Annotated in this window: 9 protein-coding genes; 8 read left to right on the top strand and 1 reads right to left on the bottom strand. The window is 71.6% G+C overall.

Translation table 11 applies throughout. From position 1 onward, the window contains the following. Positions 1-129: 129 nt before the first annotated feature. From ABD298_RS18500 to ABD298_RS18530, 7 genes are all read left to right on the top strand, one after another. Entirely contained in the window at positions 130-513 is a 384-nt protein-coding gene (locus ABD298_RS18500; RefSeq protein ID WP_344301319.1) for a cupin domain-containing protein, read from the top strand. A 46-nt stretch (positions 514-559) separates the two neighbouring features. After that, positions 560-1,648 carry an NADH:flavin oxidoreductase/NADH oxidase gene (locus tag ABD298_RS18505; protein WP_344301320.1) on the top strand — a complete coding sequence of 363 codons (1,089 nt, stop codon included), beginning with the start codon at positions 560-562 and terminating at the stop codon, positions 1,646-1,648. 107 nt (positions 1,649-1,755) lie between these two features. Then, positions 1,756-2,058 (top strand): YciI family protein, encoded by a 303-nt coding sequence (locus ABD298_RS18510; RefSeq protein WP_344301321.1) that lies wholly within the window; start codon positions 1,756-1,758, stop codon positions 2,056-2,058. Then, entirely contained in the window at positions 2,055-3,140 is a 1,086-nt protein-coding gene (locus ABD298_RS18515; protein WP_344301322.1) for a zinc-dependent alcohol dehydrogenase, read from the top strand. Before ABD298_RS18510 ends, ABD298_RS18515 begins: the two co-directional genes overlap by 4 nt. Next, complete coding sequence (locus tag ABD298_RS18520; protein ID WP_344301323.1) at positions 3,137-4,822, top strand: FAD-binding protein; 1,686 nt, start codon at positions 3,137-3,139, stop codon at positions 4,820-4,822. Before ABD298_RS18515 ends, ABD298_RS18520 begins: the two co-directional genes overlap by 4 nt. A 154-nt stretch (positions 4,823-4,976) precedes the next feature. Next, positions 4,977-6,359: an FAD-binding oxidoreductase gene (locus ABD298_RS18525; protein WP_344301324.1), complete on the top strand. Its 1,383-nt coding sequence runs from the start codon at positions 4,977-4,979 to the stop codon at positions 6,357-6,359. Positions 6,360-6,407: 48 nt separating this feature from the next. After that, a complete protein-coding gene (locus ABD298_RS18530; RefSeq protein ID WP_344301325.1) occupies positions 6,408-6,908 on the top strand; it encodes a rhodanese-like domain-containing protein in 501 nt (166 codons plus the stop codon). Positions 6,909-6,932: 24 nt separating this feature from the next. On the opposite strand, the gene ABD298_RS18535 is transcribed toward ABD298_RS18530, so the two are convergent. Next, positions 6,933-7,820 (bottom strand): LysR family transcriptional regulator, encoded by an 888-nt coding sequence (locus ABD298_RS18535; RefSeq protein ID WP_344301326.1) that lies wholly within the window; start codon positions 7,818-7,820, stop codon positions 6,933-6,935. Between the two features lie 141 nt (positions 7,821-7,961). Between ABD298_RS18535 and ABD298_RS18540 the strand changes: the two genes are divergently transcribed. Then, positions 7,962-9,122, top strand: coding sequence for an iron-containing alcohol dehydrogenase (locus ABD298_RS18540; RefSeq protein ID WP_344301327.1), 1,161 nt, complete (start codon positions 7,962-7,964; stop codon positions 9,120-9,122). Positions 9,123-9,241: the final 119 nt, after the last annotated feature.

Here is a 9,241-nt window from a genome sequence, read left to right on the forward strand (position 1 = left end):
CCGACCCAACCATCGCGGCAGGGGCCTTCCGGTCCGGTGCGGCGAGGCCTACCCTGAAATGGTCCCGATGACTCGTCCCGCTGGGAAGCTGGAGGCTCGGTGAGGCGGCCCGAACCAGAGGAGCCTGCCATGTCCACCCACGCCGTCAACGCCGTCACCACCCTGAACGTGAAGTCCCACGACGACCCCGACGAGAAGCGCCGCCCTGACAAGTCCGAGATCGACCTCGTCACGGTGGGCGACTACACGATCGGCCGGTTCACCTTCTCCCCCGGATGGAGCTGGTCGGGCTGCATCAAGCCCGTGGTGGGCACGGACAGCTGCCAGAACAACCACGTCGGCTACTGCGTGGCCGGCACCCTCGAGGTCCAGCTCACGAGCGGCGAAACCGCCACCATCACGGCCGGAAGCTCCTACACGATCCCGCCCGGTCACGACGCCCGCGTGGTCGGCGACGAGACCTTCGTGGGGCTCGAGTTCGTCAGCGCGGCGACCTTCGCCAAGCCCGAATGACAGGCACCATTTGACGGCGGGGGATGGGAGCGCAAACGTAGGCGGCATGGCTGCCGAGAAGCTCTTCACCCCCGTCGAGATCCGGGGCGTCCAGTTCAGGAACCGCCTCTGGGTGTCCCCCATGTGCCAGTACTCCGTGGAGCAGTGGGATGGGGTGCCCACTGCATGGCACCTCGCCCACCTCGGCTCGTTCGCGAGGGGCGGGGCTGGCCTCGTCATGACCGAGGCGACCGCGGTCAGCCCCGAGGGGCGCATCACGAACTGGGACACGGGGATCTGGAACGACGCCCAGGCCGAGGCGTGGCGGGACATCGTCGCGTTCGTCCACGCCCAGGGCGTCCCGGCCGCGATGCAGCTCGCCCATGCGGGCCGCAAGGCGTCCACCTACCGCGAATGGAGCGGGAAGGGCACCCAGGCCGTCGAGGACGGGGGCTGGGAGACGGTCGCACCGTCGGCCGTCGCGTTCGACGGCTACGTGCCCCCGCGCGAGCTGACGGGAGACGAGATCCGGGGCATCGTCGCGGACTTCGCCGCCGCCGCGCGCCGGGCCGTCGACGCCGGATTCGACGCCCTCGAGATCCACGGCGCCCACGGCTACCTCGTCCACCAGTTCCTCTCCCCGCTCTCGAACCTCCGCACCGACGAGTACGGCGGAAGCCTGGAGAACCGCGCCCGGTTCCTGCTCGAGATCGTCCGAACCGTCCGGGCGGAGACGGGCGACGGCGTGCCCCTCCTCGTGCGGCTCTCCGCCACCGACTGGGTCGAGGGCGGCTGGAACCTCGAGGACACCGTGACGGTCGCGGGCTGGGCCGCCGCGGAGGGCGCGGACTGGTTCGACATCTCCTCCGGCGGCCTCGTGCCGGCCGCGAGCATCCCCGTCAAGCCCCTGTACCAGGTGGGGTTCGCGACCGCCGTCCGCAGCGGCGCCGGGGTGCCGGTGAACGCCGTCGGGCTGATCACGCGGCCGGAGGAGGCCGCGGAGATCGTGGACAGCGGGGCGGCGGACGCCGTGATGGTGGCGCGCGAGTTCCTCCGCGACCCGCACTTCGCGCTCCGCGCCGCGCACGAGCTCGGCGTCGAGCTGGACTACTGGCCGCCGCAGTACACGCGGGCGAAGTGGCGCCGCGAACGCTGACCAGCAAGCCCGAATCGGCGTCCCACTCAATGGGACACTCCCTCCGAGGGTGCTCTCGGTCACAGCAGACTGGGCTGGACCGACCGCCCTCTACGAGGAGAACGCCCGTGGCACTGTTCGCCGTCACGTACCGGTACACCGCCAACCCGTCCGGCAGAGACCTGCACCGCCCCGAGCACGTCGCCTTCCTGGCGGCCCAGTATGAGGCCCGGCGCCTGATCGTCTCCGGCCCGACCGACGGGGGCGCTGGCGCGCTCCTGATCCTCGCAGGCGCCACCGCGGACGACGTCGAGGGCCTCCTCGACGCCGACCCCTTCTGCCGTGAGGGGCTCATCGCACGCCGGACGGTCACGGCCTGGAAGCCGTTCTTCGGCGCCGACCGGCTCGAGCTGAGCGAGGCCGCCCGATGAGGGTCGCCCGCACGGTCGCCGCCGAGACGGTCCGCTACGAGGAGGCGCCGATTCCACGCCCGAGCCGGGGACACGCCGTCGTGCGCGTGCGCAGCGTGACGCTGTGCGGGACGGACGTGCACATCTGGGAGGACGACTACGCCACCGAGCTCCCCATGGTCCAGGGCCACGAGTTCTCTGCGACCATCGCGGCCTTGGACCCTGAGGACGAGGGCGGCGCGTTCGCCGTGGGGGACGACGTCGCGGTTTCCCCCTACGCCGCCTGCGGCACCTGCTACGCGTGCTCCGTCGGGCGGCCGAACGCGTGCGGGGCCATGAGCATCTACGGCTGCTACGAGGACGACGGCGCCCTGGCCGAGTACCTCCTCGTGCCGCTGGACCGCACTCGGAGGCTGCCCGCTGGGCTGCCGGTGGACCTCGCGCCCCTGTGGGAGCCGGTCTCGATCTCGCTGCAGGCCGTGCGCCGCGGGCGCGCTGAGGCCGGCGAGCGCGTCCTCGTGGCCGGCGCGGGGCCGATCGGCCTGTTCGCGCTGATCGCGCTGCGCGAGGCGGGGTGCAGCGTCGTCGTGCTCGACACCGACCGCGAGCGCCTCGCCATCGCGGCCGAGCTGGGTGCGGAGGCCGTCCTGGCCGTCGGTCCGGGCTTCCCCGACGACGGCCAGCGCCGCAATCTCGACGAGTGGACCGACGGCCAGGGCCCCTCGCTCGTGATCGACGCGACGGGGTCACCGGCGTCGCTCGCCGCGGCGGTGGACCTCGTGGCGCCCGCGGGCCGGGTCGTGGCTGTGGGGATCAGCGACCGTGAACTGACGCTGTCGATGCGGTCGCTGCCGATCAAGGAGATCGACCTCCTCGGCTCGCGCAACTCCCTGCACATGGAGGACGCCCTGGACCTCCTCGCCCGCCACCAGGACGCCTGCCGCTCCCTCATCACGCACCGCTTCGGCTTCGACGATCTCGACGCCGCGTTCCGCCTCCTGCGGGACCGCACCGTCAGGGTCGGCAAGGTCGCGATCGACCTCCCCGAGCCGTCTGGCGAGGAGCCGGCGCTCGCCGCGGCCTCCCGGGGGGATCGCGCATGAGCTTCCTGGCCGCTCCCCCACAGCTGGCTCCCCGCTATGACCTCGCCGTCATGGGCTCCGGCGCCGCCGGTCTCGTCGCCGCGTGCCGGGCAGCGGCGGCGGGCCTCGCCGTCGTCGTGCTCGAGAAGGCCACGCGCCTGGGCGGGACGACCGCAGCGGGCGGCGGCGTCATCTGGGCACCCGACAACCCGCTCATGCGTCCCGGAAGCGATTCCCCCGAGGCCGCGGCGGCGTACCTGCGCGCGGCAACCGGCGGCGCCATGGGCGAGGAGGAGATCGGCTGGTACCTGCGGACGTCGCGGGAGGCCGTCGAGTTCCTCGACCGCGAGACCCACGTCCGGCTCACGCCGCTGGACCGCCCGGACTACCACATGGAATGGCCGGGCGCGGTGGCCGGGGGCCGCAGCCTCGACAACGACCCGTTCGACCCGGCCCGCTTCCGCGGCGTGCCGGGCCTCGCCGACGCGATCCGGCCCCCCACCTACCTGCCGCTCATCTCGATGAACGAGCGCGACCATCTCCACGGCGCCGCGCCCGACCCGGCACTGCTGGCCGGGCGCGCCGCCGCGGGGGTGCGCACGATGGGCGGTGCCCTCGTCGGAGCCCTGGTCGCGACCGCCGTCGAGCGCGGGGTCCTCCTCGCGGTGTCGGCGCCGGTGACGGGGCTCGAGCCCCTCGAGGGCGGCGCGGGCGGGGCGCACGACGGCGGCGGATGGCTCGTGCGGGTGGGCGACGGGGCCGCCGGCCCCGCCACCGCAGTGGCCGCGGGCGCGGTGCTCATCGCGTCCGGCGGGTTCGAGCGGAACCGCGAGCTCGCGGCGTCGCTCCTGAGGTTCGAAACCACCGCGATCGGGGCGCCGTCGAACACCGGCGACGGGCTCCTGATCGGGCTCAAGGCCGGGGCGATGCTCGGCCAGACGGGCGCGATCTGGGGCGTCCCCGTGATCGCTCCCGAGGGGTGGGAGTACGACGGCGCGCCCACCGGACGGATGGGCAACGTCGAGATGACGCTCCCCGGCTCGATCACGGTCAACGCGGCGGGGCGGCGGTTCGTCAACGAGGCGATGAACTACCACGACCTCTCGCGGGTGTTCGCGAACGTTGACCCGGCGACGTCGCGGCCGGCGAACGATCCGGCGTGGCTCGTGTTCGATGCGGGGTACCGGGAGCGGTACCCCGTGGCGGGCAGCCCGGCCGGGACGGTGCCCGAGTGGATGCACTGCTCTGAGACGCTGGGCGGGCTGGCCGAGGCGATCGGCGTCGACGCGGGGGCGCTCGCGGCGACCGTGCGGAGGTTCAACGCGGACGCGCGAACCGGGACCGACTCCGAGTTCGGGCGTGGGTCCACGGAACAGGACCGGCACCTCGGGGACCCCACGGTGGGCCCGAACCCGTGCCTCGCCCCGCTCGAACGCGCGCCGTTCTACGCGGTGCGCATCCGCCCGGGGGCTCTCGGGACCGCGGGCGGCCTCGTCACGGACCTCGACGGGCGCGTGCTGGCGCCGTCCGGCGAGCCGATCGCGGGCCTCTACGCCGCGGGGAACTGCTCGGCCACGGTCTTCAAGGACGCCTACCCCGGCGGCGGCGCAACCTTGGGCTCGGCGGTGACAAAGGCCTTCGCGGCCGCGGGGCACGTGGTCGCGAGGCACGCAGCAGACGCACGCTCACCCCTTTCCGTCTGAAGGTCACGTCCTGAGGGTCACATCCTGAGGGTCACATCCTGCGCGTCGCAGACGATCTGACCCCCAGGACGTGACCCCCAGACGGAGGTAGGGACACCCGGGCGCTATCCTCGCCGGAGGGACACCGAACCCCACCTCCGTCAGAAGGACGTCCATGCCCCTCGCCCAGCTCGCCGCCGTCGTCGAGTCGCTCCGGTCTGCCCTCCCCGGCAGAGTGGAAACAGACCCCGACAGCCTCGCACCGTATACCTCAGACCGGTCGGGCCACCGCTCGTCGGGGTCACCCCTCGCGGCGGTCTACCCGCGCACCATCGAGGACGTGCAGGCAGTGTGCCGGATCGCCTCTGCGGCGCAGGTGCCGATCGTGAGCCGCGGGGCGGGGACGGGCCTCGCCGGTGGGGCGGTCGCGGGACCGGCCGAGATCGTCCTGTCATTCCGGGACATGGACCGGATCCTCGAGATCTCGGAGGCGAACAGGCTCGCGGTCGTCCAACCCGGGGTCCTCAACGGACGCCTCAATGCGGTCCTGGCCGACCACGGCCTGTGGTGGCCGCCGGACCCCGCGAGCAAGGACATCTCCACGGTCGGAGGCAACATCGCCATGAACGCGGGCGGACTCCTGTGCGCGAAGTACGGCGTCACGCGGGAGGCGGTGCTCGCGCTCAAGGTGGTCCTGGCCGACGGAACCCTCCTCTCCGTGGGCCATCGCACGGTCAAGGGAGTCACCGGCTACGACCTCTGCGCGCTCATGATCGGTTCCGAGGGCACCCTCGGGGTCATCGTCGAGTGCACGCTCAAGCTGCAGCCCGTCGTCGTGGGCGAGGTTGCGACACTCGGGGCGTTCTTCGCCACGGTCGACGACGCCGTCGCCGCCGTCACCGAGGCCACCAGACGCGGACACGTGGCCGCCATCATGGAGCTCATGGACGGGCGCACCCTGGACATCGTGAGCAGCCACACCGGCCACAGCCCGGCTCCCGGCGCCGGCGCCTACCTCCTCGCCCAGTGCGACGGCCCGGCTGCCCTCGCCGCGGCGGCGCAGCTCGCGGCAATTGCCCACGACGCCGGCGGCACCGTCGAGACCACCACGGATCCCGAAGAGTCACGGCGCCTCCTGGACTTCCGCCGCAGCGCGTTCCCGGCGCTCGAGGCACAAGGGACCATGCTCGTGGAGGACATCGCCGTCCCCCGCGACCGTATGGCCGAGGCGTTCGCAGCCATCCGGCGCATCGAGGAGACCTACGGCGTCGCCATCCCGACGACCTGCCATGCCGGGGACGGCAATCTGCACCCGACGTTCGTCTTCACCGGAGACGAGGTGCCGGAGCACGTCTGGCAGGCCGCCGGGGAGATCTTCTCCACCGCGCTGGAGCTCGGCGGGACCCTCACGGGCGAGCACGGCATCGGCCTGCTGAAGCGCCGCTGGCTCCAGGACGAACTGGGTGAGGAGCAGTACGACCTCCAGCGGCGGATCAAGCAGGTCTTCGACCCGCAGGGCATCCTCAATCCGGGGAAGGTCTTCCCTGCTGCAGACTGAGGATGGCGCGGGTCACCATTGACCCGCGTTCTTCCGCCGAATTACCGTGTGGACCACCCATTCCCACGATCCTGGCTCCTTGTCAGCGGGGTGCTAGCCGGACGAAGCGAGGAAGTCCTGGAACAGCAGCGCGATTCCTCTGCAGGCAGCGCCGGGGTGGACGACCGGCCGGCGCTGACCATCGACCAGTTGCTCATCCAGAGCCGTCTGGGACTCGAGCGGGTTCTGCCGGAGGACTTGAACCGAGAGATGTCCGCGGGTGCCTTGGTCGTCGATACGCGGCCGGCCGATCAGCGCGAGCGCGACGGCGACCTTCCGGGGGCAATTGTCATTGACCGCAACGTCCTCGAATGGCGTCTCGACCCGTCCAGCCCCTCCCGGCTGCCCATCGCCGACAACCACAGTCGCCGGATCGTGATCGTCTGCAACGAGGGCTACAGTTCAAGCCTCGCCGCCCACACGCTGCAGCGGCTCGGGCTGACCAGAGCGACCGATCTCGTCGGCGGCTTCCAGGCCTGGCGGGCGCTTCAGAACCAGATCAAGGACTGAGCACCCCGCATCTGCCCCCGCCGACTACACCGCGCGGAGGTGCTCGTGGTTCCGCACGAGCTCGAGCAGGGCGGACTCCCCCGCCCGCGTCCTGGCCAGCCGCTGGTGCTCTGTGGGGACCGCGATCCAGTACGTGCGCTCGATCTTCGTCTGTTCGACGATCCGTACCAGTCGATCGTCTCCCGCGGCCACGAAGTCCGGGAGGACGGCGATCCCCAGGCCCGCGACGGCCGCCATCCACTGGCCGGTGACGTTGTTGGTCTGGATTGCCGGACGGACGCCGGGCAGCGCGCTGTCGAGGAACCGGAGGGCCGGGATGTCGAGCAGGGCGTCGACGTAGCCGATGAGCGGATGACGGCTCACCTCGGCGAGGTCGAGGGGCCGTTCCTGGCGTGAGAGGTACTCGCGGCTCGCGTAGAAGCTCAGCCCGTACGTCGCCAGCCGCCGCGAACGCACACCCCGCGTCGTCGGCTCTTCGAGCGAGATGCCGATGTCGAACTCGCGCGTGGCCAGCAGGTTCAGGCGCGTCTCCGTCACGATCTCGACAGTGAGCTCGGGATGGTCCGACCGCAGCCCTCCGAGCCCCGGCGAGAGCACGAAGGCGCCGAAGCCGTCAGGTGCTGCGATGCGCAGCGTTCCTGACAGGCGCCCGCGGGCGGAGCCCAGCTCCTCGGCCGCGGCGAGCAGCGACGATTCGACCGCCTCGGCATGCACCAGCAGCCCCCGCCCGGCCTCGGTGAGCTCCCACCCCTGAGGCGTGCGGTCGAAGAGCCGCGTCTCGGCCGCCCTTTCCAGCTGGGTCACCCTCCGGCCCACTGTCGTGTGCTCGACGCCCAGCCCTCTGGCGGCCGCGACGAGCCGCCGTGTTCGGGCGACCTCGAGGAAGAAGCGCAGGTCGTCTGCTTGGATCACAGCCTCACTCTACGAGTGCTGTGCAATCGCGCACAGGGCAGTACTGAATTGCCGCTTGTCCGTGGCGTCAGCTGCACAGAGACTGGAGAATGTGCCAGGCACCAGGTGTGCCGGGCCTCGACGACGAGCGGGAGGCACGCGATGACCTTTCAGATTTCCCTGCCCCGACTGATGAACGTGGGCGCCGGAGCGGTCCGGGAACTGGGTACGACGGTGCGGGACCTCGGGGCGCAGCGGCCCCTCGTGGTGACGGACGCCTTCATGAAGGAATCCGGGACGGTCGACGCCGCTCTGGCCTCCCTCCGCGATGCCGGTCTGGAAACCGGCCTGTTCGCCGAGTGCATCCCGGACCCCACCACCGACTCCCTCCAGGCCGGCCTCGCCGCCGTGGAGGAGCACCGCGCGGACCTTCTGGTCGGCTTCGGCGGCGGCAGCTCGATCGACACCGCCAAGGCGCTCGGCTTCCTGTCCCAGAACCCGGGGCCGATGCGGGACTACAAGGCGCCTCGGGTCAACACGGGCCCTGCGCTGCCGGTCGTCGCGGTCCCCACCACGGCGGGCACCGGCTCCGAGGCCACCCAGTTCACGATCATCAGCGACTCTGAGACGGACGAGAAGATGCTCTGCACGGGCCCCTCGTTCCTGCCGATCGCCGCGGTTGTCGACTACGAGCTGACCCTCTCCATGCCAGCCCGGCTCAGCGCGGACACCGGCGTGGACGCCCTCACCCACGCCATCGAGGCGTACGTGAGCCGCCGGGCCAACCCGTTCTCGGACGGGTTCGCCCTCGCGGCCATGGCCACCATCGGGAAGAACCTCCGCGCGGTCTACGCGGACGGCTCGGACCGGTCCGCCCGCGAGGCGATGATGCTCGCGGCGACCCAGGCCGGCATCGCGTTCTCCAATTCGAGCGTGGCGCTCGTGCACGGGATGAGCCGGCCCATCGGAGGCCACTTCCACGTCGCCCACGGGCTCGCCAACGCGATGCTGTTCCCGGCGGTCACCGAGTTCTCCGTCCCCGGCGCCCAGGCACGCTATGCCGACTGCGCGCGCGCCCTCGGCGTTGCGGACGTGGAGGACGACGACGCCGCGGCCGCCCAGTCGCTCGTCGACGAGCTCAAGGCTCTCGCCCGCGACCTCGCCGTCCCGACCCCCGAGTCCCGCGGCATCAGCCGCGCCGACTGGGAGCGTGCGGTCCCGGTCATGGCCGAGCAGGCCCTCGCGTCCGGCTCCCCCGGCAACAACCCTGTGGTCCCGACGTCAGCAGAGATCGAGGAGCTCTACCTCAAGATCTACAGCTGACCCCCACATCCCAGGCATTCCAGCGAAAACAGGAGTACGAAGCACATGAGCATCAAGACCATTCCGCATTTCCTCAATGGTGAGGAGTCCAACGGCGTCGGGGAGCGGACGCAGCCGGT

Source organism: Sinomonas flava (assembly GCF_039531875.1).
In the GTDB taxonomy this organism is placed as follows: Bacteria; Actinomycetota; Actinomycetes; order Actinomycetales; family Micrococcaceae; genus Sinomonas; species Sinomonas flava.

Bases quoted from the DNA above. Each gene is read 5' to 3' on its own strand.
- ABD298_RS18500 (WP_344301319.1), top strand. From the start codon at position 130: ATGTCCACCCACGCCGTCAACGCCGTCACCACCCTGAACGTGAAGTCC.
- ABD298_RS18505 (WP_344301320.1), top strand. From the start codon at position 560: ATGGCTGCCGAGAAGCTCTTCACCCCCGTCGAGATCCGGGGCGTCCAG.
- ABD298_RS18515 (WP_344301322.1), top strand. From the start codon at position 2,055: ATGAGGGTCGCCCGCACGGTCGCCGCCGAGACGGTCCGCTACGAGGAG.
- ABD298_RS18520 (WP_344301323.1), top strand. From the start codon at position 3,137: ATGAGCTTCCTGGCCGCTCCCCCACAGCTGGCTCCCCGCTATGACCTC.
- ABD298_RS18525 (WP_344301324.1), top strand. From the start codon at position 4,977: ATGCCCCTCGCCCAGCTCGCCGCCGTCGTCGAGTCGCTCCGGTCTGCC.
- ABD298_RS18540 (WP_344301327.1), top strand. From the start codon at position 7,962: ATGACCTTTCAGATTTCCCTGCCCCGACTGATGAACGTGGGCGCCGGA.